We start from the raw sequence: 26,489 nt of genomic DNA, 5'->3' as shown, positions 1-26,489 counted from the left end.
ATCAACCATGGAGGACACAATCATGCTCAGATACATTCTGCCGATTGCTACCGCCGCAGGCACGCTACTGCTGTCGAGTGTCGGCTCGCAGGCTCTGCCCATGGCAAAGCCCAGCGCCGCTCCGTCGCCAATCGAAAGCGTCGGCTGGAGATGCGGCCCCGGCTGGCACCTGAACCGGTGGGGAAATTGCGTGCCCAACCATCGTCGTGTGATAGTGGTCAGGCCGGGTCATTGGCGCTACCACCACTACCACCGCTGGCACCACCGCTGGTGATCGCTGAGCGGATCGACGCGGAGCCTGCTCCTTTTCGCCAAAGATGGCGTCCCTTGTGACGCCATCAGGCTTTTTACGCGACGAGATCGCGCATCGGCTTCACCGCCGCGGACTCCGGAAACACCTTGTCGCCGAGCACGGTGGCAGACAGGCCGAACTGGTCGGCGAGCACGCCCTTCAGCACCGCCCTGACATCGCTGGTCGGGGCAAGGTCGCGCTGTTCGTAGAGCTGGGCCGGCTTCAATCCCGGCCAGTCTGCGATGACGCGGCCGCCCTTGATCGCGCCGCCGGCCAGCAGCACCACCGTGCCGGTGCCGTGATCGGTGCCGACCGTGCCGTTGATCCGTGCCGTGCGCCCGAACTCGGTGATGGCGACGACCGCCGTGTCCTTCCAGCGCTCGCCGAGACCCTTCTCGAACTCCTCGAAGGCGCCGTCGAGGCCGCCGAGCAGCGTGGCGAGCCGGCCGGTCGCGCCGCCTTCGTTGACATGCGTGTCCCAGCCGTCGAAGGCGAGCGCCGCAACGCGCGGCCCGTCATCCGCCGCGATCAGCCTGGCCGCACCTTGCGCGGCCTGCCGCATGCCGGCGGCGCTGTCGAGGCCGCCCTTCGGCTTCATAGCATTGGCGCCCATCTGGTCGTCGAGCGCCATCCGGTCGGCATCGAGGCCCTTTTGCAGGGCCACCGCCAGCACAGGGTCGCGATGCTGGTAAAGGTCGAGAACCCGCGTTGCGAGGTCGCTCGCCGGTGCCGGCAGTGATTGCGGCGCCCAGCCGAGCACGGGGGCGGCACCTCGGATCACCAGCGGCGTCGACGGTCCGACGGCCAAGCCGCCAAGCGTCGCCACGCGGTCGCCCGCCGGCAGGCTCTCCAGCGCCCGGTTGAGCCACCCCGTGGCGACATGGCCCGGGCCGGCGAAACCGCTTTCCAGCACGTCCTGGCCGTCGAAATGCGAGCGTTCGCGATAGCCTGTCGCGGCCGCATGCACCACCGCGGCTTGGCTTGCCTTGAACAGTCTGGCGAAGACCGGCATTGCCGGATTGACCGCGAAGAAACCATCGAGCGGCAGCGCCGGATGCGGACCGGTGAGCGACAAGGCGATGTCGCCATGCAGGCCGGCATAGTCGGGATCGCCGACCGGACCGACCGCCGACAGGCCATCGAGCGCGCCGCGCAGCACGATGACGATCAGGCGCGGATCGCGATTGTCGGCGGCGCGGGCGAAGCGCGGCAGATAGGCCCAGGCAAACAGCGCGCCGCCGGTCATCAGCACGGCGCGTCGGGAGGGGGTTTCACACAGCAGGCTCATGACTTGGTCTCCATGGGAGTTGTCGGCGCCGGACCCGCCGCTCGCGCTATCGTCGCTGGAATTCGGGCGCCATCAAAAGCAGCGCCAGGCCTTGCTGCTTGGACTCGGCGCGGGCGACCGCTTGGCGCGTCTCCGGCGAGGCCGAGGGACCGATGACGGCGTCGAGCATGTCGTTGGGATTGCCGATATCCTTGACCTGGCGGGCCGCCTGCCAGGCGATGTCGAGGCGGATCTTCATGCCTTCGGCAGAGGCCCAGCTGTCCGCCTGGTCGGAAAAGCCGTTCGGCCCCGGCGGCTGCCAGAGCGGCTCGCCCAGCGCGTTGAGCCAGTTGAGCGTCTGGCCGGGATCGTTCGCCGGACCCGGGCCGGCCGCCCGGCGGATGGCGGCGATGTAGTCGAAGGGCGAACGCATCTTGGCCAGCGGCGTCGACCAGGCCTCCGGCATGTCGATCAGGGCCGCCGCCAGTGCCCGGAGGTTGCCGTCGCTCTTGGCGAAGACCTTGGCCAGGCGCGCGACCGCCGCGGGCGGCGGGTCATCAGCAATGAAATGGCGGGCAAGTTCCGTGGCGATGTGCTGTGCCGTCGCCGGGTGGCTGGCGATGTCGTTGAGCGCCGCCTCTGCCTGGCCCATGCCGCCGGCCGGATAGGTCTTGCCCAGCAGCACCGCGTCGCCCGGCTCATGGGCGTTGGGGTTGAAGACGGAAGTGCCGGGTTCGCCCAGCCGTCCTTCGCGCCCGGCCATCGTCCAGCCGGTCAGGATGCGCGCGAAACTGGTGACGTCGGCCTGGGTATAGCCGCTGCCGACGCCCAGCGTATGCAGTTCCATGATCTCGCGGGCGAGGTTCTCGTTCAGGCCGCGCTGGCGGTTCCTGCCGGCGCGCGAGTCGGGGCCGACCGAGTGCTGGTTGTCGAGATAGAACAGCATCGCCGGATGCCGCTCCACCGCCATCAGTATGTCGGCGAAACGGCCGAGCACGAAGGGGCGGATGGCTTCCCGTTCGAAGGCGCCGGCGCTCGCCCGCACGATATTGTCCTTCGCCACGGAGACGCAGAAATGGTTCGACCAGAAATAGACGAGGCGTTCGACAAAGCCGGCCTCGGCCCGCAACGCCTTGTCGAAGCGCGCCTGGGCTTCGGCGCGAAACAGCGTGGCCTCGATTGGCGGCACGGGCTTTGCCGGGGCCATGGGCGGCGGCGTGGGTTGGGCAGGCGCAATTGGGGCCGGCGTGGCCTGGCCAGGCATGGGCTCGGCGCGCGCCATTGTCGGCTGTGCCGCCGCGGCCTTTTGCTCGCGGTCGAGCTTGCGTTGGAGGTTTGCCGCCATGCTGGCCTGGATGGCCGGCGTGCTGCCCGGCAGGCTCGCATAGGCCGGATCGTCGAGCGCGATCAGGGCGATGTCGGGCTGCCGCAGTTCCGCCTTCAGATAGCCTCGCGGATCGTGGGCCACCTTGTCGCGGTCGCCGGGCCTTGCCCCGAGCCCGAAGCGGTTGAAAGCGACAAGCACTGGGTCTGGCACTGGGTCTGGCGGGGAATTGGAGGCCGGGATAGCCAAGTCAGCTCTCCATTGCTTGGGCTTCCCGCGCGCGGCGCCGGAAGTCCGTTCGAGCCGTTTCGTCCCTGTTCAATGAGATCGTGGGGCCGACTCAAGTTGTCGGCCCCGAAAGACCCTTACCAGCGATGCCAGCGGTGCCAGTGACGGTGCGGATGCCACCCGTAGAAAGCCGGGCGGTGCCAGTAGTAACCGGGGTAGACGACCACGCGATTGGGCACGCAGCGCCCCCAGGGATTGGGATGCCAGCCAGGCCCGCAACCCCAGGCGACGTGCTCGACCACCGCCGGCGCGGCAAGCGGCGCCAGCGGCATCGCCGAGGATGCCGCAACCGTAGCAACCGTTCCGGTCATCGCGAGAGCGGCGGTGGCTGCGTATTTTGTCAGATAGTTCATGACCATGCTCCGAAGTTATCCGAGGTTGAAACCTGTCGGCGCCGGATGGCCCGGCAGGCCTTGCCCTTCATCTCGTTAAACGGGCGCCGTCGGCATTTTCCGTCGGTCGTCACGGCGATTTTTTTGGCGGTGTCGACGGCTGCGGCCCGGCGCGCCTCGAGAGGCCTTCCGCCAGCACGCTGCGATCCTCGGCGGAGCCTGCCGCCGCGAACTCGATGATGCGCTGCTCCAGCCGCGAGCGCACGGTGACGTCGGCATTGCGGGCCCGCTCCAGGGCGATCGCCAGGGCAGCCGTGTCGAGGACGGGCTGCCGCAGCAGATCCGCCGCGTCGCGCCTGGCCTGCTGGCCGTCGAGGATGATATCGCGCGACTCGCGGCGGACTTCGCGCAGTGCCTTGCGGAACAGCGTGCGCTGCTGGTCCGGAAGCCGGCCGCCGGCCGCCTCCAGCGAAGTGCCCTGCGCCGGCTTGCCGCTTTTTATCCAGACGGCCCCGCCGGCAAGCGCACCGGCCAGGAAGACGTTCAGCACCACCGAGGCGATGAGGAGATTGCGGCCGGTGCTCATAGGTCTTCCTCGATCGTGTCGGGCCCGGCATCGCCGAACGCCGTCGCATTGGCATCGAGCACATAATGGTCGGGCTGGACTTCGGGCGTGACGACGGTCACCAGGGCCAGCCCGGCGATGGCGCCGGCGAGCCCAATGCCGGCAAGCCCCAGCCCCAGCCACCAGAAGCGCTGATGCCGGCGCCGGACGACGTACCGGTCGGCGGTCCGCAGGATCGTGTCGTGCAGCGCCTTGCCGGGGTGCCGGATGCTGTAGCTGTCGAGCAGGGCGTCAAGCGCGCCGGCGTTTCGTGAAATGGCCTGGCCCGTCTCGCTTGAAGCAAAGGCAGCGGCGGCCTCGCGCTCCGCTTGCGGCCAGCGTCGAGGATCGCCGCCATAGGCCTCCGTAAGCGCCGCGAAACGCCTGGCATCCATTGCCGGCCCGTCCTCGATTTCTTCAGCCATCGGTCTTCCCCTTGCCCCTTGGTGCCGCGTGCCCACGCGGGTTGGAAACGATAAAAACCGGTCCCCCCCGGTCGCCCGCGAGGCGCGGTGAATGTCCGCCATTCATGGCCGCGCTTCTCTCAGTCATGGACGCCATCCCTGGCCAATATCATCTGCAAGGCCCGCCGGCCGCGCGAGAGCAGGCTCTCCAGCGCATCGACGCTGACCTCCAGGGTCGCGGCCGCCTCGATGTTGGACATCTCCTGATAGTAGACCAGGATGATCGCCTCGCGCTGGCGTGGCGCGATTGCCTGCAAGGCCTGCTCGACACGGTGCGGCTCTTCGCGAGCATCGGGAAGCGGGGCGGGGTCGGCCATGTCCGGCAAATCGTCGGTCACCACCTCGCGGCGCCGGCGCAGCCGGTCGTAGCAGAGGTTGAGCGTCACCCGGTGGATCCAGCTGTCGAAGCGTGCATTGCCGCGCCGCCAGCTTGAGGCGTGGCGCCAGATGCGCACGAAAGTCTCCTGCGCGACGTCCTCGGCCTCCGCCGCGTCGCCCAGCATGCGCACAGCAAGCGAAAGGATGCGCGGCAGTTTGCGCGCAACGAGCGTCTGCACGGCCGCCGGGTCGCCGGCCCCGACCCGGCGAACCAGCTCCTCGTCCGGATCGGCGCTCATGGGCTGGCGCACTCCCGATATCCATCACGCGTCATGGCCTCTTGGTCATTGCTCCGGCTTGGGAGCGGATTTGTGGCCTGGCATCTCGTCGGCCGTCAGAACGCCGTCGCCATTCTTGTCCAGCCTGGCAAAGCGCTTGGCGAAGAACGCATCGAGCTCGGCGCGGTCGATAAAGCCGTCATGATTGGAATCGATGCGCGCGAAGGATTTGGCGGCATCGCCCTTGATGTTGCGCTTGGCCTGGAAGGCCTCCCACTCGAGCAGGCTGATCTTGCCGTCGCCATCCGTGTCGGCGGCCATGATCGCCTTCTCCCGCCGCTTCTGGAACTTGGCCAGCGTGATGTCGGACCTGACCTTTGGCGTGCCGGGGGCGGCGGCCGGCGGCGTGGCGCCCGGAGGTGTGGCGGCCGGAGGCTGCGTCGCCGTCTGGGCGAGGGCCGCAACGGTCAGCAGGCTCAAGGCAGCGGCAAGGATCGAACGGCTTATCATGCTTAGGCGTCTCCGGTTGGCGCGTCGGCCACGGCCCTAGCCGTGGTCACGCTTCAACCGTTAAACGCCGTGACGCGAGAATTCCGTCGGTCGCCTGTGCCGATCATTCGATTCGGCGATGCCACCCCCGTGCAGGTGCTGAAAGCGGCGGCCATGACATCCCGTCCGGCGTCATCCACGCCGGCCGGCCACCGCCCTTGGCGAACGGGCAGGAGCTATGCCGATGGGTCGGCCGCCACCAGTTGGTCCGGTTTGAATCCCGCATGCTGCGGGATCCAGACATCGCCCTCGCGGTTGAACCAGTGGCACAGATACATGCCGGAAGCGGCGCCGTCGCTGACCGTCATCTTCGGCCCTCCCGACTTCAGCTTGACGACGTCTCCGGTCTTGAAAGTGTTGGGCATTTTGGACCTCCCATGCTGAGGCCCACGAGTTTCCCACCAAAGACGAGTCGCGACAATGGTGGATATGGAGGGCTTGGCGGGATCCCCTGCACAGGTGGTGCAGGCGCATATGAGAGGACGACGGGAGGGGAAAAAATGGTGCCGCTTAGGTGACTCGAACACCTGACCCCATCATTACGAATGATGTGCTCTACCAACTGAGCTAAAGCGGCCCGGGAGGCCGACGCCTCCAAGATGGGCTGGGTGATAGACTCAACCGGCCGCGAATTCAAGATGCCACTTGCCAAATCATGCACAGGCGCCCGCCGCGATCGAAACAAGGGTTCGCGCAGCCCGGCGTGCGAGAATCCCCGGCCTGAGCCGATTTTGTTTGCCGGAATACCGCCAAGATGGACTTTGGATGGCCCGTCGAGGCAGAATGCGGCCGCCCGCCCGTTGATTGATTGGTCGCCTACCGCTAACCATCAGGGAAGATTGGGGCAATTTGCAGAGGGATCCCGCGTGGACGCGATCGAAAAAGCGATCCGGAACGCCTTGGAAAAGGGCAATGCCGAGGACCGCGCGTTCCGCGAGAAGGTCTATCGGTCGGCCTTTGCCGCGCTCGACCGTGCGCTCCAGGCCAATCCCGGCGTGACCGTGGAGGTCGCCATCAAGCGCCGCAAGGCGATCCAGGCGACGATCACCGAAATCGAATCGGAGTTCCTGCCGGCGGTGCCGGATGTGGGCCTGGAGGTCGACGCACCGGCGGCCGAGCCCGCGGTCATCGCGGCGCCCGCCATCGAGATCGGCGACAAGGCGCCATCGCCCGCCGTCACCGTCGACGGCCCCGCGCAGCCCGCCTCCGATGCGCCGCGCTCGCGCGTGCTGCCGGTCGTCCCCGATATCATGCCGGACGCGACCCTTCCCGGCGTGCCGGCCATAGACATGTCCGCTCCCGCTGCTTCGGGTGTCGCCACGGAAGTGGCGCCCGATCGCGATGAACGGCGCATTCGCGGGCGCCGCCTGCCGCTGACCGCCATCTTCTTCACCGTGACCCTGCTTGCGGCGATCGGCATCGGCGGTTTCTTCGCCTTCCAGACCGGCGTGTTCAAGACGGCGGCGCAACTCGACACGGCGCCGCCCGAAGCGCCGCCAACCGTCGAGGACGACGATTTCACCCCGGCCGACGGCGCCAACGCGCCGGCCAAGCCTGGTGCGGCGGACCAGTCGCGCAACTGGATCAATGTGTTCTCGCCGGCAGACCCGACACATGTCGCCGCCCCGTCGGACGCCAAGGCCTCGGTGATGAAGGACGACACCGGGTCGTTCCTGCGCATCCAGTCCGGCCCCTCCGGTTCGGCGATCGCCTTCGATGTCGGGCAGGGCGTGCTGGAGAAGCTCGCCGGCAAGCACGCCGTGTTCGACATCATCGCGCGTGCCGAGGACGGCAAGGACACGCAGATCTCGGTCGACTGCAATTTCGGCGAACTCGGCGACTGCGGCCGCAAGCGCTACGCGGTCGGCCAGCAGCGCAACGAATATCTGTTCGACGTGCAGTTCCCCGCCAAGCATCCGGGCTCGGCCGGAACCATCGCCGTCAATTCCGATTTCGACAAGCAGGGCAAGGCGGTCGACATCTACGAGATCCGCGTCTCGATCGAGCAGTAGGATTTTAGCGATCGAGCAATGCCTGCAGCGTCTCGATGCGGTCGGCCTCGTTGGCCGGCTTGTCCCAGCGCAGCCGTGAAATGCGGGGAAAGCGCATGGCGACGCCGGATTTGTGCCGCGTCGAGCGGTTGAGCCCCTCGAAGGCGACTTCCAGCACCAGCCCATTGTCGCGGTCGGCCCGCACCGACCGCACCGGCCCGAAACGCTCGACCGTGTTGTCCCTGACATATTTGTCGATCTGCTTCAGTTCCTCGTCGGTGAAGCCGAAATAGGCCTTGCCGACCGGCACGAGTTCCTCCTCGCCCTCGCCGCCGGACCAGACGCCGAACGTGTAGTCGGAGTAAAAACTCGAGCGCTTGCCATGGCCGCGCTGGGCATACATCAGCACCGCGTCCACCGTGTGCGGATCGCGCTTCCATTTGAACCACGGGCCTTTCGGCCGTCCGGCGACATAGGGCGAATCCCAGCGCTTCAGCATCACGCCCTCGATGATCGGGTGCGGCGGCGCGCGACGCAGTTCTTCCAGCATCTGCCAGTCCGCGAAGGCGACGAAGGGCGACAGGTCGAAACGGCTGGGGTCGAGCGTTTTCACGAAAGCTTCGAGGCGGCCACGCCGCTCGCGGAACGGCAATGAGCGAAGGTCTTCGTCGCCGAGCTGAAGCAGGTCGTAGCAGCGCATGAAGGCCGGATATTGCTGCTGCATCTTCGGCGTCACCGTCTTGCGGTTCAGCCGCTGCTGCAGGTCCGAGAAGGTTCCCGTCGCCTCCCGCGGGTCGCCGACCAGCAACTCGCCGTCCAGCGTCGCCGAAAAATGCATGGCGTCGGCAAGGTCGGGGAAGGCGCCGGAGACATCGTCGCCGGTGCGCGAATAGAGCCGGCGGATGCCGCCTTCCGCCGCCGCCTGGACGCGGATGCCGTCCCATTTCCATTCGGCCGCGTAATCCGCCGGATCGAGTTTTTCGAGATCGCCGTCGCCAACCGGGTTCGACAGCATCACCGGGCGGAACAGCGCCAATGCCGTATTCCGGGGTTTTTCGGCCTTGCCTTCCAGCCAGGCGAACAGCGCCGTGTAGGGCGGCGACAGCCCGTGCCAGAGCTCCTCGATCTCGGCGACCTCGACCTTGCCGAAATCCGCCAGCGCCTGTTTGGCCAGCCGTGCCGAGACGCCGATGCGCAGGCCGCCGGTGACCAGCTTGATGATGGCGAAGCGCGCCGAGATGCCGGCGCTGTCCAGCAGGCTCGTCAGCACCTTCGGCCCGTCGGAGCGGCTTGCCGCCTGCAGTTTTGCCACGACCTCGCCGAGCGTCGGCTCGCGGTTGGGGATCTTGCCCGGCGTCTGCGGCCAGACCAGTGACACGGTCTCGGCGAGGTCGCCGACATAGTCGTAGGAATAGCCGAACAGCACCGGGTCCATGCGTTCGGTGACCAGCATGCGCAGCATCGCCGGCTTGACCGCGGCTATTGTAAGGTCACCGGTGATGGCGGCCAGCGCCAACCCGCGGTCCGGATCCTCGACGGTTCGGAAATAGTCGACCAGCAGCGTCAGCTTGCCGTTGCGCGACGGCGTCAGCACCAGGCGGTCGAGAAGTTCGGCGAAGCGGTTCATGAGAAAATCAAATCACCAGTTAACGCAACATCTCGCGGTCGAGGTCTCGATAAGATATGATACCGCGTGTCTTTAACCTGGGAGGTAAAAACATGGCAGCGCCTGCAAATCGCAAATGGAAAGCCTGGATCAATGTTATGCCGGGAGCATCGCCGGCGATTCATGTCACAGGCGAAGTCGAAACAAGAGCATGAAATCTGGTTCCGAAACTGAAAATGACGGTTCCACAAGGTATCAATCCGGCAATTCTGATGCTCGATCTGACGATCGTAAAAAAAGGCGACGTTGGCACCGACGATGTCGCCTACCGGAAGGTGGCATACCGGAAGCCTGCCAGGAAAGGACAGTATACCGAGGTGGATATCTTCTATGAGAAATCCATCATCACGCGGGTGAAGGTGACGGAAGCAAACTAGCCGGGTCAATCGCCTTCATCCTCATAGCCCACCAGATGCAGCGGCCGCGCGGCAATGCCTTCCAGTTCGCACCAGCGCACCAGGGCTTCCTCGCGACCGTGCGTCACCCAGATTTCCTCGGCGCCGGTCTCCTTGATGGTGGCGATGAGTTCGTCCCAGTCGGCATGGTCCGAGATGATCAGCGGCAGCTCGACGCCGCCTTGCTTGGCGCGCTGGCGGATGCGCATCCAGCCCGACGCGAAACATGAGATCGGATCGGGAAAGCGCCGCGCCCAGCGGTCGGCGAAGGCCGATGGCGGGCCGACGACGATGGCGCCGGTGAAGTCATCCTTGCCGCCCTCGACCGTTGCCGGTTCGAGGATACCTAGGTCGATGCCCTGGCTCTGATAGTACTCGCTGAGCCTGGCCAGCGCGCCATGGATGTAGAGCGGCCTGTCGTAGCCGGCATCGCGCAGCAGCCGCATCACTCGCTGCGCCTTGCCCAGCGCATAGGCGCCGACCAGATGCGAGCGTTCGGGAAACTGCGCCGCCGACTTCAGCAGGCGCGCGATCTCTTCCGTGTCGGGCGGGTGGCGGAATACCGGCAGGCCGAATGTCGCCTCGGTGATGAACACGTCGCAGCGGATCGGCTCGAACGGCGCGCAGGTCGCGTCCCTGCGCCTCTTGTAGTCGCCGGAGGCGACGATGCGCATGCCCTGATGCTCGACCGATATCTGCGCTGAGCCCAGCACATGGCCGGCCGGATGGAAGCTGACGCTGACGCCGCCAAGCGCGATCGTCTCGCCGAGCCGTGCGGCCTGGGTCGTTCCGGCAAAGTCCTCGCCATAGCGCAGGCCCATAATGTCGAGCGTCTGCCGCGTCGCCAGCACCGAGCGGTGGCCGGAACGCGCATGGTCTGAATGGCCGTGCGTGATCAGCGCCCGGTTCACGGGCCGCACAGGGTCGATGAAGAAATCGCCCGGCGGGCAGTAAAGGCCCTCGGGCCGGGGGTGAAGCAGGTCGCTGGCGCGCATGGTTCCCAAGATAGGATATAATTCCGCCGCGGGAAGCCTGTGGTCGCAGACTGCTGACTCTCCTGGGCAAAGGACGCTCAATTCGGTTCAGCTTCCGCATCCTTTGCTCTACAGAGGTGGCGGTCCGGCCTCCGCCGGCGGAACCATCATCATGAAGCCGCTCCAGACCTCATCAGGCGATTTGAACGCCGATCGCCGTGCCGACTATGCCGAGATGCTGTTTGCCTCCGGCGATTCCACGGCGGCGGCCGAGCTGCTGCTCGGCGCATTGGAGCTGGCGCCGGAATGGGCAATGGGCTGGTTCCGCCTCGGCGAAATTCAGGAGGCTTCCGGCAGGCTCGACCTGGCGGCGCAGGCCTGGGCGATGTCGGTGAAACTCGATCCGGCCGATCGCCAGGGCGCGGCCCTCAAATTGCAGCTGATCGGCAAGGGTGCGGTTGCCGCAGCCCCACCCAGCGCCTTTGTCGAAGCGCTGTTCGACCACTATGCCGAGACGTTCGAGGAGATGCTGGTCGGCAAGCTCGATTACCGGTTGCCCGAATTCCTCGAGCACATAATTCGCAAGGCAAAGCCGGGCCGCTTCCGCATGGCGCTCGATCTGGGCTGCGGCACCGGGCTGATGGGCGAGAGGTTGAGGCCGATTGTCGACCGCCTGGAAGGGGTCGATATCTCGGCCAGGATGCTGAAGAAGGCACGGTCGAAAGGCATCTACGACACGCTGACAAAAGCGGATCTGCAGCGATTTTCCCACCAAGGCGAAAAACCCGATCTGGTGACATCGGCCGATGTCCTGATCTACATCGGCGCGCTCGATGGTCTGATGGGCACCATTGTCGGACTGCTCGCCGAGGGTGGCCTGTTTGCCTTCTCCGTCGAGACCCTGGCGGGCGACGGTGATTTCGGGCTGCAGACCTCGCGGCGTTACGCCCATTCGGAATTCTATGTCAGGCGGACACTCGAGGCCAAAGGGCTTACGATCCTGGCGCTGGAGCCGACCACCATCCGGCAGGATCGCCGCGAGCCTGTCAAAGGGCTGGGCGTTGTGGCGTGGAAGCCTCACGCCATTTGAAGCGTGTGCAGGATCATCTTGCGGTAGTGCTGCCACGGCCTGCTGCGAAAAAGTCCGATTTGCGTGCGCCACTGATATTTGCGATCTGGTCGCATCAGGGCGGGACAGGAGGAGGAGCATATCGGATGCGCTGGAACATGATGATCTTGGCATCTTGCCTGGCAACGGCCGGCTGCGTCGGCAATTCGATGTCCGAGCGGCAGGACGCCAACGTAGAATCCTCCCTGCAATACGACACCGTGCCGTGTGATCAGTTGCTGGCGCAGCGCAATGGCTTGGCGCAGCAATACAGCCTTCCGGTGACCGCGAAGCCGACCTTCTCCAATCCCGCCATGGGTTTCGGTCCGTTCACGCCCGACCTGCGCTCCAAGGCCAAGCGCGACAGCGACAAGGCGGCGGGCGAGATCGACGCCATGAACCGGTCGATCGCGCGCCGCGACTGCGGCAAACCGGACAATCAGAAGAAGAAGTTCGCTTTGCCCAGTTGAGGACACGCTATAAGTCGGCAATTCGTCGTGGACGGCGTTCTGCATCCGCATAAGGGCACTGTCGGATGAAACTCTCGGACCTTGGCGACCGCATCTGCATCCTGGGGCCGTCCAACAGCGGCAAGTCGACGCTCGCCGACGCGATTGCCCGCAAGGGTGGCCTGGAGCCCGTTCACCTCGATCTGCTTCATCATCTGCCCAACACCGACTGGCAGCCGCGTCCAAAGGCCGAATTCATCGCCTTGCATGACGCCGCGATCGCCGGCGAGCGCTGGGTGATGGACGGAAATTACTCGATCTGCATGCCGCAACGTGTCCGGCGGGCGACGGGAGTGATCCTGCTGGACATCTCCACGCCGGCAAGCTTGCTGCGTTACTTCAGGCGAAGCTGGTTCGAGAAGAACAGACGCGGAGCCCTGGAGGGCGGGCGCGACAGCGTCAAATGGGACATGATCCACCATATTGCCGTGACCACGCCGAAGAACCGCCACAGATACCAGGCGATGTTCGAGGAGCTCGACCTGCCCAAGCTGCAGCTGTCCTCGGTGAGAGCAATCAAGCAGTGCTTCAGGCAGTGGGATCTGGCCAGATAGGATTCCTGGTCAGTATCCGGCCTTGCGATCCACCAGGTTCTCGAGCTTTTCGCCACGCTCGAAAGCGTCCATCTGGCGCAGCATCGACGGCACCAGGTGCATGGGATCCGAGGTCGCAGCCGCGTGCGGCGTCACGAACACTTTCGGATGGTTCCACAGCGGGCTGGTCTTCGGCAGCGGCTCGACCTCGAACACGTCGAGGCTCGCCTCCTTCAGCGTGCCGTCGTCCAGCGCCCGCACGATGTCGGCATCCTTCTGCAGGCGGCCGCGTCCGGCATTGATCAGCACCGAACCGCCGAGGCCGTTGCGCTTGCGCAATTCCTTGAGCACACCGTAATTGATGATGCCTTGCGTGTCCGGCGTCAGCGGCAGAAGCACGACAAGGATGTCGGTCGCCTTGAGGAAGGGGATCAACCCGGCTTCGCCGGAATAGGTCGCCACCCCTTGCATCGGCCGCTCGGAGCGCGACCAGCCATTGACCGCGAAGCCGAGCGACAGCAGCACCGAGGCCGCGGAGCGGCCGAGATTGCCGAGGCCCATAATGCCGACGGATATGTCGCCGGCCGGCCGCTGCTGCGGCTCGTGCCAGATCTTTTTTTGCTGCTGCTGCCGGTAGAGCAGACCCTGGCGATGATGATCGAGCACCCGCCAGACGACATATTCGGTCATGTATTGCGTGAGGTTGTCGGCGACGACCTTGACGATCGGCACGTCGGGCAGGCCGGGATCGGCGAAGATATGGTCGACACCGGCGCCGATCGAGAAGATGGCGCGCAGATTGGGCAGCGACGACAACAAATTGGGCTTCTGCTTCCACACCACCGCATAGGTGATCGACGGATCCTTGGCGCCGTCCGGCTCCAGCACCACCTCGCGCTCGGCCGACAGCAGCTCGCGCCAGCGCTGCGGATGAAAGCCGGTGACGGCAAGCAGGATGCGGCCTTTTTCCATCGCGGTTCGTCTAATCCCTCTTACGCAAATTACTCGCTGACGATGCCGACCGGCGCCGTCTCTATCTTGAAGGCGGCCGAGATCAGTGCCCGAGTATAGTCGGTTTGCGGATTTTCAAAAATCTGCTGGGAGGGGCCGGCTTCGACGATCTGGCCATTGCGCATGACGATGACGTCATTGGCAAGCGCCCGGATGACCTTGAGGTCATGGCTGATGAAGAGATAAGCGAGGTCGTGCTTGGCCTGCAGATTGCGCAAGAGGTCGACGACCTGCGCCTGCACGCTCATGTCGAGCGCCGATGTCGGCTCGTCGAGCATGACGAAGCGCGGGTTGAGCACCATGGCGCGGGCGATCGCCACACGCTGGCGCTGGCCGCCGGAAAACTCGTGCGGATAGCGGTTGCGGGTCGCCGGATCGAGGCCGACCTCCTTCAGCACGTCGGCAACCTTGTCGTCGCGTTCATCGGGCGACAGCTTCGGCTCGTGGATCTTTAGTCCTTCCTCGATGATCTCGGCGATCGACATGCGCGGGCTGAGCGAACCGAACGGATCCTGGAAGACGATCTGCAATTCGCGCCGGAGCGGCCGCATGGCGTTGAAGGTGAGCTGGTTGATGTCGCGGCCGTTGAACTGGATGGTTCCCGTCGACGAGATCATGCGCGCCAGCGCCAGGCCGAGCGTCGTCTTGCCGGAACCGGACTCGCCGACCACGCCCAGCGTCTGGCCGGCGCGCACGGTGACATCGATGCCGTCGACCGCCTTCACATGGTCGACCGTGCGGCGGAAGAAGCCCTGCTTGATCGGGAACCAGACCTTGATGTCCTTGCCGGTCATGACCGGCTTGGCGTCGGCGTTGGCGGCCGGCGGCTTGCCTTTCGGTTCGGCCGCCAGCAGATGCCGCGTATAGGGGTGCTGCGGGTTGGCGAAGATCTCCTTGGTCGGTCCGGTCTCGACGATCTTGCCCTTGGTCATCACGCAGACCCGGTCGGCGATCTTGCGCACGATGCCCAGATCATGGGTGATGAACAGCATCGACATGCCCTTGCGGCTCTTGAGGCCCGCCAGCAGTTCGAGGATCTGCGCCTGCACGGTGACGTCGAGGGCCGTCGTAGGCTCGTCGGCGATCAACAGTTCCGGTTCGTTGGCGAGCGCCATGGCGATCATGACGCGCTGGCGCTGGCCGCCGGACAGCTGGTGCGGATAGGCATCGAGCCGCTTCTGCGGGTCGCGGATGCCGACCTCGTTGAGCAGGGCCAGCGTGCGCGCCTTGGCCGCGCGGTCGGCCATGCCCTGATGCAGCTTCAGGATCTCGACGATCTGATGTTCGATCGTGTGCAGCGGATTGAGCGAGGTCATCGGCTCCTGGAAGATCATGGTGATCTTGTTGCCGCGCACCTGTCGCAACTGCTTCTCGCTCATCGCCAGCAGGTCGGCGCCCTCGAACAGGATTTTCCCGGAGGGATGGCTGGCGCTGGGGTAGGGCAGGAGTTTCAAAACTGACAGCGCGGAGACCGACTTGCCGGAGCCGGACTCGCCGACCAGCGCCACTGTCTCGCCCTTGGCGATATCGAAGGAGATGTGGTCGACGGCGACGGACTGGCCGCCGCCCTGGCTGAAGGCGACACTGAGGTCCTGGACGCTGAGCAAAGGCGCTTCGCTCATTTGAACGTCTTGCGCGGATCGAAGGCGTCGCGCGTCGCCTCGCCGACGAAGACCAGCAGCGACAACATCAGCGAGATGACGACGAAGCCGGAAATGCCGAGCCACGGCGCATTGAGGTTGCGCTGTGCCTGCTTCAGCAATTCACCGAGCGAGGCGGATCCTGGCGGCAGGCCGAAGCCCAGATAATCGAGCGAGGTCAGCGTCGAGATCGAACCCGAGAGCAGGAACGGCATGAAGGTCAATGTCGCCACCATGGCGTTGGGCAACAAATGCCGGAACATGATGGTGCGGTTGGGCACGCCGAGCGCGCGGGCTGCGTTGACATATTCGAAATTGCGGGCGCGCAGGAACTCGGCCCGCACCACGCCGACCAGCGCCACCCAGGAAAACAGCAGCATCAGCCCGAGCAGGATGAAGAAGCCCGGCGGCAGGATGGYGGCGACGATGAGCAGCAGATAGAGCACCGGGATCGCCGACCAGATTTCGATGAAGCGCTGGAACAGCAGGTCCGTCCAGCCGCCGAAATAGCCCTGCAAGGCGCCGGCGCCGACGCCGATCAGCGCCGAGCCGGCGGTCAGGATCAGCCCGAACAGCACCGAGATGCGGAAGCCGTAGATGACGCGCGCCAGCACATCGCGCGCCTGGTCGTCGGTGCCGAGCCAGTTCCAGTTGCCGACGATGCAGGCCGGGTCGGCGGCGCCTTGCGGATACTGGTTGCAGCGCTTCGCGGCGTCATACTGCCAGGACGGTTTGGCGGGCGCCGCCTCCGGAATGGCGTTGTTGACGGTCTGGTAGGAATAGCGGATCGGCGGCCAGATCATCCAGCCATTGGCGTTGATCTCGTCCTGGATCACCGGGTCGCGGTAATCGGTGACGGCATAGAAGCCGCCGAACTTTTCCTCGGGGTAGGCGACCAGCACCGGAAACAGGATCTCGCCCTTGTAGGAGGCGATGATCGGCTTGTCGTTGGCGATGAATTCGGCAAACAGCGACAGCACGAACAGGACGAGGAAAATCCACAACGACCAGTAGCCGCGCCGGTTGGCCTTGAAATTCTGCAGGCGGCGCTTGTTGAGCGGCGACAGGAACGGCCGCGGCATCCGCGCCGGCACCACGCTGGCAGTAACGCTTGCCTCCGACATCAGACGTCTCTCCGCTCGAAATCGATGCGCGGATCGACCCAGGTGTAGATGAGGTCGGACAGCAATCCGACGAACAGGCCGAGAAGCGAGAAGATGTAAAGGTTGGCGAAGACCACCGGATAGTCGCGCTCGACCACCGACCGGAAGCCGAGCAGGCCGAGGCCATCGAGCGAAAAGATGTTCTCGATCAGCAGCGAACCGGTGAAGAAGGCCGAGATGAAGGCGCCGGGAAAGCCGGCAATGACGATCAGCATGGCATTGCGGAAGACATGGCCGTAGAGCACCTGCCGCTCCGACAGGCCCTTGGCGCGCGCCGTCACCACATACTGCTTGCGGATCTCCTCCAGGAACGAGTTCTTGGTCAAAAGCGTCGTCGTGGCGAAGGCCGACAGCACCAGCGCCGTCAGCGGCAGGGTCATGTGCCAGAAATAGTCGGCGATCTTGCCCGGCCAGGACAACTGGTCCCAATTGTCCGAGACGATGCCGCGCAGCGGGAACCAGTCCCAGAAGGATCCGCCGGCGAACAGCACCATCAGCATGATGCCGAACAGGAAGCCCGGAATGGCATAGCCGACGATGACGACGCCGCTGGTCCAGACGTCGAAAGGCGTGCCGTCCTTCACCGCCTTGCGGATGCCGAGCGGGATGGAAATCAGATAGGACAACAGCGTGATCCAGAGCCCGATCGAAATCGACACCGGCATCTTTTCCAGGATCAGGTCGAGCACCGAGATATCGCGGAAGTAGCTGTTGCCGAAATCGAACCTGATATAGTTCCACAGCATCATGCCGAAGCGCTCGAGCGGCGGCTTGTCGAAACCGAACTGCTTCTCCAGCTTCTTGATGAATTCCGGATCGAGGCCCTGCGCGCCGCGGTATTTCGAGCTGACGTCGCCGGCGACGTCGAAATTGGAGGCGCCCGCATCGCCGCCGCCACCACCGAGGCGGTCGCTGCCGCCCTGATTGGTCAGCTTGGCGATCACCTGCTCGACCGGGCCGCCCGGCGCGAACTGGATGACGGCGAAGGAGATCGCCATGATGCCGAACAGGGTCGGGATCATCAAAAGGATGCGGCGCAGTATATAGGCGCCCATCAGGCTTCCTGCCTTCTGCGGACCGATATCTCAGCCTTTGCCAATTTTTGCCGCCTTGCCCTTATCGAACCACCACAGCGTCTCGACCGGAAAGCCGAAATCGGGCTTTTGCTCGACAAAGCCGAACATGTCCCAATAGGCAACGCGGTGATTCGCCAGATAGTATGTTGGAATCCAGTCTAGCCGCGCGCGCAAGACCCGGTCGAGCGCTCTGAGCGCGGTGACGAGGTCTGTTCGGCTGCGCGCCTTGCCGGCCGCGACGATCAGCGCGTCGATGGCCTTGCTTTGTGTGCCCGGATAATTGCGCTGCCCCGGCGTGTTCGCCATCCGCGAATCGTAGAGCATCTCCAGGCTGTCGGCCGTGGGTGTTGCGCCGATCGACCAGTGCAGGAGGTTGAGGTCGAAATCGAAATCACTCTGCCGCTGTTCATATTGCGCCGAATCGACCTGCCGGATCGAAGCATCGATCCCGATCGCCTTCATGTTTTCGGACCACGGGGTGAAAATGCGAACGATGCCATCGTCCTCCGCCAGCATTTCCACCCGCAGCCTTTCGCCCTTGTCGTTGACGACGAAACTGCCCGTGCGTTTCCAGCCGGCTTCGGCAAGCAGTTTCGAAGCCGCGCTCAGCAGCTTGCGGTCATGACCTGAACCGTCCGAGAGAGGCAGCGTTACCGCTTCGCCAAAGACCTGTGGCGGCACATCGGCGCGTAATGGCTCCAGCAGGGCCAATTCCCCTGGCGAGGGCAGGCCCTCGGCCTTGTAGTCCGACCGTTCGAAGTTCGATTGCGAGCGCTCGTAAGAGCCGTAAAACAGCGCGCGCTTCATCCATTCGAAATCGAAGCAGTTGGCGATCGCCTGTCGCACGCGCTCATCGCGGAATTGCGGACGGCGCTGGTTCAGCGCGACGCCCTGCATGTCGGGCGTCTTCTCGCCGGGAAATTCCCGTTTGACGACCTTGCCCTCGTTCAACGCCGGAAAATCATATCCGGTCGCCCATACGCGCGAGGTGAATTCCTCGCGAAAATGCGTATCGCCTTTCTTGAAGGCCTCGAATGCCGCCTGCCGGTCGAGATAGAAGTCGATGCGGATGCGGTCGAAATTGTACTGGCCGCGATTCACCGGGAGATCGCGGCCCCAATAGTCGGCGACGCGCTCATATTCGACGGCCTGTCCGGCGACCACGCGTCCAATCTTGTAGGGCCCCGAGCCAAGCGGCGGTGTCATGGTCGAGGCATCGAACTCATTGGCCGCATAAAAGGCCTTGGACACGACCGGCATGCCCACGACCGCCAGGATGTTTTGCGCCKACTGTTCGCCATTGAAGGTCAGGTCAAGGGTGACGGGATCGGCCGCGACCGCGTCGGTCATGTACCGCAATGCCTTGGAGAGGTTGGGGTGGCCCTTGTCCTTGTAGAGCTTCAACGCGAAGACAACGTCTTCGGCGGTCAGCGGCGAGCCGTCATGGAAGCGCGCCTGCGGCCGAAGCACGAAGCGGAAACCATTGCGGTCCGCCGACAAGGTGACGGACTCGGCCAGCAAGCCGTAGACCGCATCCGGTTCATCGAGCGCGCTTGTCATCAGGGAATCGAAACAGAGTTCGGCGCGCGGCGGCGCCTCCCCCTTCAACACCAGGAAATTCAGGGTGTTGAAGGTCAGGAAACTCTGGTTGAGGGTTGCGCTGGGCGGCGTGAAATTCATCTGGCCGCCCTTGGGCGCGTCCGGATTGACATAGTCGAAATGCGCAAAATCCGGTTTGTATTTGAGGTCGCCGAAGGCGGAGAGCCCATGCAATTTCACGCCGGTCGCAATGTCGGCGAAGGCTCTGCCCGGCAGCAGCGCGCTGGCAGCGGCAGCCGCGCCGAGGGCGAGAAAATCGCGACGGGGCAGCATCGCCATCAATTGCCGCCCCATCAATTGCCGCCCTTGTATTTGGCGGCCAGTGCCTTCTCCCTGTCGAGGTCAATCCACCAAGAATCGATATCGGCACCAACATAGGCAGGCTGCTTGTCGGGGAATTTGAACTTGTCCCAATAGGCCAACCAGACCGCCGACCGATAATACTGCGGCACGACGTAGAAGTTCCATAGAAGAACCCTGTCGAGCGCATGTGTGGCGGCAACGAGATCGTCGCGGTCGGTGGCGAAGATGATGCGGTCGACCAGTGCATCGACGATGGGATCCTTGATGCCCATCAGATTGCGCGAGCCGGGCGAGTCGGCGGCCTTCGAGCTCCAGAAGTCGCGCTGCTCGTTGCCAGGCGAATCCGACTGGCCGAACAGGCCCGTGACAACATCGAAATCGAAGTTGTTGACGCGGTTGATGTACTGCGTCTGGTCGATGATACGCAGGGAAGCGTCGACGCCGATCTTGCGCAGATTGGCGATATAGGGACTGGCGATCACCTGATCGGTATCATTCCAGCCGAGGATCTCGAATTTGAACTGGGCGCCCGTCTTGGCGTTGACCATCTTGCCGCCTCTAATCACCCAACCCGCCTTGGCGAAGAGATCGACCGCCTGTTTCAAGTACTTTCGCTCGGCTTGTGGCGAATCGTAGACCGGCAGCTTGAACTCCTGCGTGAAGAGTTCGGGTGGCAGCTTGTCGCGATATTTCTCGAGGATATCCAATTCCTTGCCTTGCGGCAGACCGCTCGACGCCAGTTCGGTACCCTGGAAATAGCTCGATGTGCGGGTGTTGAAGCCGAAGAACAAGGTGCGATTCATGCTCTCGAAATCGAAGGGTATGGTCAATGCCTCGCGAACCAGCCGGTCCTGGAACAGCGGCCTTCGCTGGTTGAGGACAAAGCCCTGCATTGGCTGTGGCGACTGAGTCTGGAAGTCCTTCTTGATGACGTCACCGGCCTGGACGGCCGGGAAATTATAGGCCGTCGCCCATTTGCGGGAGCTGTACTCGCGGTTGATGTCTTCCAATCCTCCCTTGGTGAAGGCCAGCCAGGCGGCATTGTCGTCGAGGATGTAGGTGTATCGGCGCGTGTCGAAATTCTCGCGGCCGATCTTCACCGGCAGCTTGGCCGCCCAATAGTCCGGCACGCGCTGCCAGACGATTTCCGAGCCCGCCTTAAAGCTGGCGATCTTGTAGGCCGCTGAACCCAGCGGAATTTCCAACGTCGGCTTGGTGACGTCGCGCTTCTTGCCGCTGGCATCGGTGCCTTCCCACCAGTGTTTCGGCAGCACGGCGAGGTCTCCGATGATCTTCGGCAGTTCCCGATTGCCCTTCTGGTTGAAGTGGAATTCGACCTCGCGGTCGGAGATCGCTACCGCGTCAGTGACATTCTCGAAATAGCGGCTGTATTGCGGGCTGTTCGCCTTCAACACCTGGAACGACCAGATCACGTCGTCGACGGTGATCGGCTGGCCATCATGCCATTTCGCGCGTGGATCGAGACGGTAGGTCGCCGAGGAATAGTCGGCGGGATATTTGTAGGCATCGGCGATCAGCGGGTGGCTGGTGCTGCCCTCGTCCGTCGCCTGCTCCATCAGCGTATCGTAGAGCAGGCCACCGCCGAAGCCGACGAGGCCCGCCGCTGGCGATCCCTGCACGATGTAGGGATTGAAGCTGTCGAAGGTGCCAAGCAGCACAGAATTCAGCGTCCCGCCCTTGGGCGCGTTCGGGTTGACGTAGTCGTAATGCTGGAAGTTATCGCCATATTTGGATTGGCCGATCAGCGATGAGGTGGTCCGCCACTCGTCGGCCAGGGTCGTCTGCAGTCCCGCCGCCAGAAGGGCCGCCGCCAGCAGCGACTTGAGAAGCGTTCGGCCAACCGTCATGCACTATCCTCTTCGCGATGCGTGCCAGATCATCCAGAAGGCGATCCTAGATGATTTGGCGCGCGTGGAAACCGCAATGCAGCGGCTTTGTCGCCGCATCCGGCATTTCCCAACAAAAAAGCCGGGCTGAACCCGGCTTTTCTATGAACGCTTTGATGACAATTCGGTTATTTGGCCGGCGCGGCTGGTGCTGCCGGAGCCGCGGGCGCGGCAGGCTTGGCCGGTGCGGCGCCATCAGCCGGCTTGGCGGGCGCGCTGGCGTCGGCTGCGGCGCCCGGTGCCGGCAGCGGCTTGGGATTGTCCGACAGCGTGCGCAGATAGGCGATGACGTTGGCGCGGTCCTCGTCCTTGGGCAGGCCGGCGAAGCCCATGGCCGTGCCCTTCACGAACTTCTTCGGCGAGGTGATGAAGTGGTTTATGTTGTCGTAGGTCCACTTCTCGGTGCCGCCCTTGGAGAATTCCTTCATGCCGGCCGAATAGGCGAAGCCTTCATGTTCGGCGACAGGACGATCGACGAGATCCCACAGGTCGGGGCCGACCTTGTTGGGGCCGCCCTTTTCGCCGGAATGGCAAGCCTGGCATTTCTTGAAGACGGCAGCACCCGCCTCGACATTGGCGGTCTGCAGCAGATCGGCGATCGGCTTGGATTCGGCGGCGGGCGCGGCCGCGCCGCCTTCGGCGGGCTCAGCAGCCTCGATGGCGAAACCGGGCTTTTCAGGAGCCGGCGAGGCAAACAGCGCGTCAGACACCAGGCCGACCGAGAAAACGACGAAAACGGTTCCGAGCAATCCGGCGAGCAGTTTGTTGACTTCGTTGGAATCCATACGCCCCTTGCTCCCTTTTCCGGCGGACCGAACCGTCCACTCCGTCCGTCGGTATCGAGACCTGCCCTCCAGAGCCGGTCAAATCGGGCGGAAACTAGGTCTTTTGCTCCGGCGTTGCAACACCTATAAGGGCGCTGCCAGTGAGACCTTTTGCCACTTTTACCCTCCTCTTTTCGAACGCCTTGCCACAGCGATGTCCACCTTGATCCTGATACCGGCCCGCATGGCCTCCACCCGCCTGCCGGGCAAGCCGCTGGCCGACATCGCCGGCGCGCCGATGATCGTCCATGTCGCCCGCCGCGCGGCCGAAGCCGGCCTCGGTCGCGTGGTGGTGGCGACCGATACGCAAAGCGTCGCCGAAGCGGTGCGCACGCATGGTTTCGAGGCCGTGATGACGCGCATCGACCACGAGTCGGGTTCAGATCGCATCCACGAGGCACTGGTTGCGCTTGATCCCGGGCGCAAGGTCGAAACGGTCGTCAATGTGCAGGGCGACCTGCCGACCATCGACCCCGGCATCATCGCCGCCGCGCTCAGGCCGTTCGAGGACGCCGCCGTGGATATCGCCACGCTCGGCGTCGAGATCGTGCGCGAAGAGGAAAAGACCAGTTCCAACGTCGTCAAGATCGTCGGCTCGCCGCTGTCGGCGACGCGGCTGAAGGCGCTCTATTTCACGCGCGCCACAGCGCCTTGGGGCGAGGGGCCGCTCTATCACCATGTCGGCCTCTACGCCTATCGCCGTGCCGCCCTCGAACGCTTCGTCGCGCTGAAACCGTCGCCGCTGGAGCGCCGCGAGCGGCTGGAGCAGCTGCGGGCGCTGGAAGCCGGCATGCGCATCGATGCCGAGATCGTCCGGGCGCTGCCGCTCGGCGTCGACACGCCGGAAGACCTCGAGCGCGCCCGGACAATCCTTTCGAACTGAGAAATCCCCCTTCGACACCCGTGAATCGAGACCTGGCCCATGCCTGAAAAGACCAACAGAATATCCTTCCAGGGCGAGCCGGGCGCCAATTCCGACACCGCCTGCCGCAACGTCTATCCCTCGATGGAGCCGTTGCCGTGCCCGACCTTCGAGGATGCCTTCAACGCGGTCGAGACCGGCAAGGCCGACCTCGCCATGATCCCGATCGAGAACACCATCGCCGGACGCGTCGCCGACATCCATCATCTCCTGCCGGAATCGCGGATGCACATCGTCGGCGAGTATTTCCTGCCGATCCATTTCCAGTTGATGGTGCTGCCCGGCGTCAAGCGCGACGAGATAAAGACCGTGCACAGCCACATCCACGCGCTTGGCCAGTGCCGCAAATACATTCGCAAGAACGGCTGGAAGGCGGTCGTCGCCGGCGATACGGCGGGTGCGGCCAAGATGATCTCCGAGGTCAAGGATCGCACCATGGCCGCGCTGTCGCCGGCGCTGGCGGCGACGCTCTACGGGCTCGACATCATCGAGGAAAATGTCGAGGACACCGATTCCAACGTCACCCGTTTCGTCGTCCTGACCAAAAGCAAGCAATGGGCCGAGCGCCCGTCAGCTGACACCAAGATGATGACCACCTTCATCTTCCGCGTCCGCAACGTGCCGGCTGCGCTCTACAAGGCGATGGGTGGCTTCGCCACCAACGGCATCAACATGACCAAGCTGGAGAGCTACCAGCTCGGCGCCTTCACGGCGACGCTGTTCTACGCCGACATCGAGGGTCATCCCGACGATCCGCTGGTCAAGCTGGCGCTGGACGAGCTTCGCTTCTTCTCCCGCGAAGTGCGGATCCTGGGCGTCTATCCGGCCAGCGAGTCGCGCGAGCAGTGGAAGGTGGCTGATTAAAGATTAAGATATCGGAAGAGATAGATAAAGATCCATTCTACTCGCACTTCCTCTTGATTTCGCTCAGAAAAAGGGCAACCTTCCCTCTTACAAATTCGGATCTGTCTTTTCTGGAATTGAAAACATGATAGTTGTATTCATTGCTGTCGATTAAATCGATTATCTTCTTGGCGGATGTTTTTGCGTCCTGTGAACTAAGGTATATATCAAGTATCTTGTTATTGTCCTCAAGGGCGTCGGAGGCATCAATTATGCAAATGCAGCGCGAAGAGGATTCATTGCTCATGCAGGCCTTGTATCGGGGGTCCTCTGTGTAGTCAGCGCGCACGTAGTTCGTCTGGAATAAACTAACACCAAAATACAAAAGCGACCACGTAATCGTCAGAGTCATATCGGGTATCACCTTCGCATCGAACTGGCACCAAAAGCATCTATATAGTGCCTGCAATTCTGCCCCATCGATCGTCGTCTCCGAAAACAGGGTATCTAAGACAACGGTACGGTGCCCCGTTAGCTAAACGAGCAGGGTCAGCGGCACATAGTCAATCTCAAGAAACTTCTCGACTTCCGGCACCCAGCGATCGCGCACGAAGGCGACATGGTCGGGATGGTCGTTGTATCTGGTGTAGGCGGCCTGGTCGGCAAACTCCATCGAGAAGCCGAACTGATAGTCGTTCTTGGGGCTGATCTGCCGCAGCTGTTCGAAATGCGTGACGCCCCTGATCCCTGTGAGGATCTTCTTGGCGTCGACGAGGAAGCGCTTTTCCTCCAGCGAGTGCGGCGGGTGCTTCAGCGTGAAGACGACGGTGTGACGGATCATTTGTCTCTCCTGCAATGACTTTGAGTATTGGCTATTCGCTGTCGACCCAGGCGCGGATGAGGTGATGCGCGATCGCCCCTTTCGGCGGCGTGATCAGATTGCCGGCATGCTCCCTGGCCAGCATCAGGCGCACCTCGTCGCGGCCGAACCAGCGGCAGTCCTCCAACTCGTTGAGATCGGCCTGGATGTCCTCATTGAGCGGTTCGCCGAAGCAGCCGATCATCAGCGAATAGGGGAACGGCCAGGGCTGGCTGGCATGGTAGACGACGCGGCCAAGCCGGATGCCGGCCTCCTCCAGCGTTTCGCGGCGCACAGCGGCCTCAATCGTCTCGCCCGGCTCGATGAAACCGGCAAGTGCGGAATACATGCCCGGCGCGAAGTGCCGGCCGCGCCCGAGCAGGCATTTCTCGCGCGTGGCCGTCAGCATGATCGCCACCGGGTCGGTGCGCGGGAAATGCTCGGTGCCGCAATTCGGGCAGTGGCGCTTGTAGCCGCCGGCCCGCATTTCGGACTGCGTGCCGCATTTGCTGCAGAAACGATGGCTGGCGTGCCAGGCGAGCAGGGCAGCCCCTTGCGCCATCGCGCCGGCGGCCGCTTCGTCGATCAGCCCTTGCATGTAGACCGAGCGGTAGTCGATCGCCTTGACGGTCTCGGGCAGTTGTTCGGCCTCGATTGCGACCGGCATCGCCAGCACCGGCCCCCGTTCGGAAAAGCCGAGCAGCACAGCGCCGGCAAAGGAAGGCTTGAACGGCTCGCTCCCGGCGGCCTCGAACCAGGGATCGAGATCGCCCGTTGTTCCAAGCTTCAGGTGGAGCCGGCCGCCATTCATCAAAAGCAGCCGCGTCCTCGGATCCGCCAGCGCCCTTTCGACCGAATCGTCGGCGCGGTTCTCGGATTGCCGATCGATCGTGTTGCCGGCAAAGCCGACGAATTGGCTCGGCTCGCGCAAAGGCGCGTCAAACAGGCGGAAGCTCATACGGACTCTGATGCTTTGGGATGGACATGTCTGGGAATGAACGTGTTTTGGAATAAACACCGGGGAAGGCTTATAGCGCCGCCCTTATCGTTTCGGCAAACCGGCGCAGATCGGAAGGTTGATACGGCTCGCGCAAGCCATACCCCCACACCGGACCGGGCCAGCCGGGGTCGCCTTCGGACCGTGCGACGATATGGATATGCAATTGGCGCACGATATTGCCGAGAGCGCCGGTGTTGATCTTGGTGCAGCCGCTCACTTTCTTCAGCGCCTGCGCCACCATATTGGTCTCGAAGGTCAGCATCGCCTGGTCGAGCGGCGTCATGTCGTGGATTTCTTCCGCGCCCGGCCGCTGCGGCACCAGAAGCAGCCATGGCCAGCGGCGATCGTTCATCACCCGCAATTCGCACAGCCCAAGCCACATCAACTGCTCGCTGTCCGCCTCCAGCCGGGCATCCAGCGTGAATCCGGCCTTCAGGCCCGGCAGCATCG

At 63.8% G+C, this 26,489-nt stretch carries 28 protein-coding genes and 1 tRNA gene; 8 read left to right on the top strand and 21 right to left on the bottom strand.

Annotated features, from left to right (window positions below):
* The first annotated feature begins 19 nt into the window (after positions 1-19).
* Positions 20-274, top strand: coding sequence for a GCG_CRPN prefix-to-repeats domain-containing protein (locus tag AC1DPX_RS00920; protein WP_446721201.1), 255 nt, complete (start codon positions 20-22; stop codon positions 272-274).
* A gap of 73 nt (positions 275-347) precedes the next feature.
* On the opposite strand, the gene AC1DPX_RS00915 is transcribed toward AC1DPX_RS00920, so the two are convergent.
* From AC1DPX_RS00915 to AC1DPX_RS00875, 9 genes are all read right to left on the bottom strand, one after another.
* Complete coding sequence (locus AC1DPX_RS00915; protein ID WP_477233948.1) at positions 348-1,580, bottom strand: DUF1501 domain-containing protein; 1,233 nt, start codon at positions 1,578-1,580, stop codon at positions 348-350.
* A 46-nt stretch (positions 1,581-1,626) separates the two neighbouring features.
* Positions 1,627-3,084: a DUF1800 domain-containing protein gene (locus tag AC1DPX_RS00910; protein WP_477233946.1), complete on the bottom strand. Its 1,458-nt coding sequence runs from the start codon at positions 3,082-3,084 to the stop codon at positions 1,627-1,629.
* 164 nt (positions 3,085-3,248) lie between these two features.
* Entirely contained in the window at positions 3,249-3,524 is a 276-nt protein-coding gene (locus tag AC1DPX_RS00905) for a GCG_CRPN prefix-to-repeats domain-containing protein (RefSeq protein WP_477233944.1), read from the bottom strand.
* A 109-nt stretch (positions 3,525-3,633) separates the two neighbouring features.
* A complete protein-coding gene (locus AC1DPX_RS00900) occupies positions 3,634-4,089 on the bottom strand; it encodes a periplasmic heavy metal sensor (protein WP_477233942.1) in 456 nt (151 codons plus the stop codon).
* Positions 4,086-4,532, bottom strand: a complete 447-nt coding sequence (locus tag AC1DPX_RS00895; protein WP_477233940.1) for a hypothetical protein — start codon at positions 4,530-4,532, stop codon at positions 4,086-4,088. Before AC1DPX_RS00895 ends, AC1DPX_RS00900 begins: the two co-directional genes overlap by 4 nt.
* Positions 4,533-4,651: 119 nt before the next feature.
* A complete protein-coding gene (locus tag AC1DPX_RS00890; protein WP_477233938.1) occupies positions 4,652-5,188 on the bottom strand; it encodes an RNA polymerase sigma factor in 537 nt (178 codons plus the stop codon).
* A 45-nt stretch (positions 5,189-5,233) separates the two neighbouring features.
* Positions 5,234-5,677, bottom strand: a complete 444-nt coding sequence (locus tag AC1DPX_RS00885) for an EF-hand domain-containing protein (protein WP_477233936.1) — start codon at positions 5,675-5,677, stop codon at positions 5,234-5,236.
* Positions 5,678-5,892: 215 nt separating this feature from the next.
* Positions 5,893-6,081, bottom strand: a complete 189-nt coding sequence (locus AC1DPX_RS00880) for a YodC family protein (RefSeq protein WP_019863018.1) — start codon at positions 6,079-6,081, stop codon at positions 5,893-5,895.
* A gap of 136 nt (positions 6,082-6,217) precedes the next feature.
* Positions 6,218-6,293, bottom strand: a tRNA-Thr gene (locus tag AC1DPX_RS00875).
* A gap of 289 nt (positions 6,294-6,582) precedes the next feature.
* Here AC1DPX_RS00875 and AC1DPX_RS00870 point away from each other — a divergent pair.
* A complete protein-coding gene (locus AC1DPX_RS00870; RefSeq protein ID WP_477233934.1) occupies positions 6,583-7,728 on the top strand; it encodes a hypothetical protein in 1,146 nt (381 codons plus the stop codon).
* A 4-nt stretch (positions 7,729-7,732) separates the two neighbouring features.
* Here AC1DPX_RS00870 and AC1DPX_RS00865 read toward each other — a convergent pair whose 3' ends face one another.
* Positions 7,733-9,334, bottom strand: coding sequence for a cisplatin damage response ATP-dependent DNA ligase (locus AC1DPX_RS00865; RefSeq protein WP_477233932.1), 1,602 nt, complete (start codon positions 9,332-9,334; stop codon positions 7,733-7,735).
* 215 nt (positions 9,335-9,549) lie between these two features.
* Between AC1DPX_RS00865 and AC1DPX_RS00860 the strand changes: the two genes are divergently transcribed.
* Positions 9,550-9,750: a hypothetical protein gene (locus tag AC1DPX_RS00860; protein WP_477233930.1), complete on the top strand. Its 201-nt coding sequence runs from the start codon at positions 9,550-9,552 to the stop codon at positions 9,748-9,750.
* A 5-nt stretch (positions 9,751-9,755) separates the two neighbouring features.
* On the opposite strand, the gene AC1DPX_RS00855 is transcribed toward AC1DPX_RS00860, so the two are convergent.
* The gene (locus AC1DPX_RS00855; protein ID WP_477233928.1) at positions 9,756-10,763 is read right to left on the bottom strand and encodes a ligase-associated DNA damage response exonuclease; all 1,008 of its coding nucleotides are present in this window, start codon (positions 10,761-10,763) and stop codon (positions 9,756-9,758) included.
* A gap of 151 nt (positions 10,764-10,914) precedes the next feature.
* On the opposite strand from AC1DPX_RS00855, the gene AC1DPX_RS00850 reads away from it, so the two are divergent.
* The 3 genes from AC1DPX_RS00850 to AC1DPX_RS00840 all read left to right on the top strand — a co-directional run bounded on the left by AC1DPX_RS00850 (position 10,915) and on the right by AC1DPX_RS00840 (position 12,913).
* Positions 10,915-11,832: a methyltransferase domain-containing protein gene (locus AC1DPX_RS00850; protein WP_477233926.1), complete on the top strand. Its 918-nt coding sequence runs from the start codon at positions 10,915-10,917 to the stop codon at positions 11,830-11,832.
* Positions 11,833-11,837: 5 nt separating this feature from the next.
* Complete coding sequence (locus tag AC1DPX_RS00845) at positions 11,838-12,320, top strand: hypothetical protein (protein WP_477235712.1); 483 nt, start codon at positions 11,838-11,840, stop codon at positions 12,318-12,320.
* Between the two features lie 65 nt (positions 12,321-12,385).
* Positions 12,386-12,913 (top strand): P-loop NTPase family protein, encoded by a 528-nt coding sequence (locus tag AC1DPX_RS00840; protein WP_477233924.1) that lies wholly within the window; start codon positions 12,386-12,388, stop codon positions 12,911-12,913.
* Positions 12,914-12,922: 9 nt separating this feature from the next.
* On the opposite strand, the gene AC1DPX_RS00835 is transcribed toward AC1DPX_RS00840, so the two are convergent.
* The 7 genes from AC1DPX_RS00835 to AC1DPX_RS00805 form a co-directional block, all read right to left on the bottom strand.
* Positions 12,923-13,864, bottom strand: a complete 942-nt coding sequence (locus tag AC1DPX_RS00835) for a 2-hydroxyacid dehydrogenase (RefSeq protein ID WP_477233922.1) — start codon at positions 13,862-13,864, stop codon at positions 12,923-12,925.
* Between the two features lie 29 nt (positions 13,865-13,893).
* Positions 13,894-15,525, bottom strand: coding sequence for an ABC transporter ATP-binding protein (locus AC1DPX_RS00830; RefSeq protein WP_477233920.1), 1,632 nt, complete (start codon positions 15,523-15,525; stop codon positions 13,894-13,896).
* Positions 15,522-16,667 carry an ABC transporter permease gene (locus tag AC1DPX_RS00825; protein ID WP_477233918.1) on the bottom strand — a complete coding sequence of 382 codons (1,146 nt, stop codon included), beginning with the start codon at positions 16,665-16,667 and terminating at the stop codon, positions 15,522-15,524. The genes AC1DPX_RS00830 and AC1DPX_RS00825 overlap by 4 nt, the downstream gene beginning before the upstream one ends.
* Positions 16,667-17,761 carry a microcin C ABC transporter permease YejB gene (locus AC1DPX_RS00820; RefSeq protein ID WP_477233915.1) on the bottom strand — a complete coding sequence of 365 codons (1,095 nt, stop codon included), beginning with the start codon at positions 17,759-17,761 and terminating at the stop codon, positions 16,667-16,669. The genes AC1DPX_RS00825 and AC1DPX_RS00820 overlap by 1 nt, the downstream gene beginning before the upstream one ends.
* 30 nt (positions 17,762-17,791) lie before the next feature.
* Positions 17,792-19,660: an extracellular solute-binding protein gene (locus AC1DPX_RS00815; protein WP_477233913.1), complete on the bottom strand. Its 1,869-nt coding sequence runs from the start codon at positions 19,658-19,660 to the stop codon at positions 17,792-17,794.
* A gap of 14 nt (positions 19,661-19,674) precedes the next feature.
* Positions 19,675-21,552 (bottom strand): extracellular solute-binding protein, encoded by a 1,878-nt coding sequence (locus tag AC1DPX_RS00810; RefSeq protein ID WP_477233911.1) that lies wholly within the window; start codon positions 21,550-21,552, stop codon positions 19,675-19,677.
* A 167-nt stretch (positions 21,553-21,719) separates the two neighbouring features.
* Positions 21,720-22,376, bottom strand: coding sequence for a c-type cytochrome (locus AC1DPX_RS00805; RefSeq protein ID WP_202356370.1), 657 nt, complete (start codon positions 22,374-22,376; stop codon positions 21,720-21,722).
* Between the two features lie 193 nt (positions 22,377-22,569).
* Between AC1DPX_RS00805 and AC1DPX_RS00800 the strand changes: the two genes are divergently transcribed.
* Together AC1DPX_RS00800 and AC1DPX_RS00795 are read left to right on the top strand one after the other, a co-directional pair.
* Positions 22,570-23,298 carry a 3-deoxy-manno-octulosonate cytidylyltransferase gene (locus AC1DPX_RS00800; protein ID WP_477233909.1) on the top strand — a complete coding sequence of 243 codons (729 nt, stop codon included), beginning with the start codon at positions 22,570-22,572 and terminating at the stop codon, positions 23,296-23,298.
* A gap of 39 nt (positions 23,299-23,337) precedes the next feature.
* On the top strand, positions 23,338-24,201 hold the full coding sequence (locus AC1DPX_RS00795; RefSeq protein WP_064984594.1) for a prephenate dehydratase: 864 nt from the start codon (positions 23,338-23,340) through the stop codon (positions 24,199-24,201).
* A 514-nt stretch (positions 24,202-24,715) separates the two neighbouring features.
* On the opposite strand, the gene AC1DPX_RS00790 is transcribed toward AC1DPX_RS00795, so the two are convergent.
* The 3 genes from AC1DPX_RS00790 to AC1DPX_RS00780 all read right to left on the bottom strand — a co-directional run bounded on the left by AC1DPX_RS00790 (position 24,716) and on the right by AC1DPX_RS00780 (position 26,487).
* Positions 24,716-25,021, bottom strand: coding sequence for a Dabb family protein (locus AC1DPX_RS00790; RefSeq protein WP_477233907.1), 306 nt, complete (start codon positions 25,019-25,021; stop codon positions 24,716-24,718).
* A gap of 31 nt (positions 25,022-25,052) precedes the next feature.
* Positions 25,053-25,997: an NAD(+) diphosphatase gene (gene nudC / locus AC1DPX_RS00785; protein WP_477233905.1), complete on the bottom strand. Its 945-nt coding sequence runs from the start codon at positions 25,995-25,997 to the stop codon at positions 25,053-25,055.
* A 70-nt stretch (positions 25,998-26,067) separates the two neighbouring features.
* Positions 26,068-26,487, bottom strand: a complete 420-nt coding sequence (locus AC1DPX_RS00780) for an HIT family protein (RefSeq protein ID WP_199645468.1) — start codon at positions 26,485-26,487, stop codon at positions 26,068-26,070.
* Positions 26,488-26,489: the final 2 nt, after the last annotated feature.

The sequence above is a fragment of the Mesorhizobium sp. 01N446 genome (assembly GCF_056399285.1).
Note: the sequence above shows the minus strand (reverse complement) of the source record. Positions and strands in the feature narration are given on the sequence as shown.

Excerpts from the sequence above, each read along its gene's own strand:
- AC1DPX_RS00915 (WP_477233948.1), bottom strand. The coding sequence starts at position 1,580 with ATGAGCCTGCTGTGTGAAACCCCCTCCCGACGCGCCGTGCTGATGACC.
- AC1DPX_RS00905 (WP_477233944.1), bottom strand. The coding sequence starts at position 3,524 with ATGAACTATCTGACAAAATACGCAGCCACCGCCGCTCTCGCGATGACC.
- AC1DPX_RS00900 (WP_477233942.1), bottom strand. The coding sequence starts at position 4,089 with ATGAGCACCGGCCGCAATCTCCTCATCGCCTCGGTGGTGCTGAACGTC.
- AC1DPX_RS00895 (WP_477233940.1), bottom strand. The coding sequence starts at position 4,532 with ATGGCTGAAGAAATCGAGGACGGGCCGGCAATGGATGCCAGGCGTTTC.
- AC1DPX_RS00890 (WP_477233938.1), bottom strand. The coding sequence starts at position 5,188 with ATGAGCGCCGATCCGGACGAGGAGCTGGTTCGCCGGGTCGGGGCCGGC.
- AC1DPX_RS00885 (WP_477233936.1), bottom strand. The coding sequence starts at position 5,677 with ATGATAAGCCGTTCGATCCTTGCCGCTGCCTTGAGCCTGCTGACCGTT.
- AC1DPX_RS00880 (WP_019863018.1), bottom strand. The coding sequence starts at position 6,081 with ATGCCCAACACTTTCAAGACCGGAGACGTCGTCAAGCTGAAGTCGGGA.
- AC1DPX_RS00865 (WP_477233932.1), bottom strand. The coding sequence starts at position 9,334 with ATGAACCGCTTCGCCGAACTTCTCGACCGCCTGGTGCTGACGCCGTCG.
- AC1DPX_RS00860 (WP_477233930.1), top strand. The coding sequence starts at position 9,550 with ATGACGGTTCCACAAGGTATCAATCCGGCAATTCTGATGCTCGATCTG.
- AC1DPX_RS00855 (WP_477233928.1), bottom strand. The coding sequence starts at position 10,763 with ATGCGCGCCAGCGACCTGCTTCACCCCCGGCCCGAGGGCCTTTACTGC.
- AC1DPX_RS00850 (WP_477233926.1), top strand. The coding sequence starts at position 10,915 with ATGAAGCCGCTCCAGACCTCATCAGGCGATTTGAACGCCGATCGCCGT.
- AC1DPX_RS00840 (WP_477233924.1), top strand. The coding sequence starts at position 12,386 with ATGAAACTCTCGGACCTTGGCGACCGCATCTGCATCCTGGGGCCGTCC.
- AC1DPX_RS00835 (WP_477233922.1), bottom strand. The coding sequence starts at position 13,864 with ATGGAAAAAGGCCGCATCCTGCTTGCCGTCACCGGCTTTCATCCGCAG.
- AC1DPX_RS00830 (WP_477233920.1), bottom strand. The coding sequence starts at position 15,525 with ATGAGCGAAGCGCCTTTGCTCAGCGTCCAGGACCTCAGTGTCGCCTTC.
- AC1DPX_RS00820 (WP_477233915.1), bottom strand. The coding sequence starts at position 17,761 with ATGGGCGCCTATATACTGCGCCGCATCCTTTTGATGATCCCGACCCTG.
- AC1DPX_RS00810 (WP_477233911.1), bottom strand. The coding sequence starts at position 21,552 with ATGACGGTTGGCCGAACGCTTCTCAAGTCGCTGCTGGCGGCGGCCCTT.
- AC1DPX_RS00805 (WP_202356370.1), bottom strand. The coding sequence starts at position 22,376 with ATGGATTCCAACGAAGTCAACAAACTGCTCGCCGGATTGCTCGGAACC.
- AC1DPX_RS00800 (WP_477233909.1), top strand. The coding sequence starts at position 22,570 with ATGTCCACCTTGATCCTGATACCGGCCCGCATGGCCTCCACCCGCCTG.
- AC1DPX_RS00795 (WP_064984594.1), top strand. The coding sequence starts at position 23,338 with ATGCCTGAAAAGACCAACAGAATATCCTTCCAGGGCGAGCCGGGCGCC.
- AC1DPX_RS00790 (WP_477233907.1), bottom strand. The coding sequence starts at position 25,021 with ATGATCCGTCACACCGTCGTCTTCACGCTGAAGCACCCGCCGCACTCG.
- nudC (WP_477233905.1), bottom strand. The coding sequence starts at position 25,997 with ATGAGCTTCCGCCTGTTTGACGCGCCTTTGCGCGAGCCGAGCCAATTC.
- AC1DPX_RS00780 (WP_199645468.1), bottom strand. The coding sequence starts at position 26,487 with ATGCTGCCGGGCCTGAAGGCCGGATTCACGCTGGATGCCCGGCTGGAG.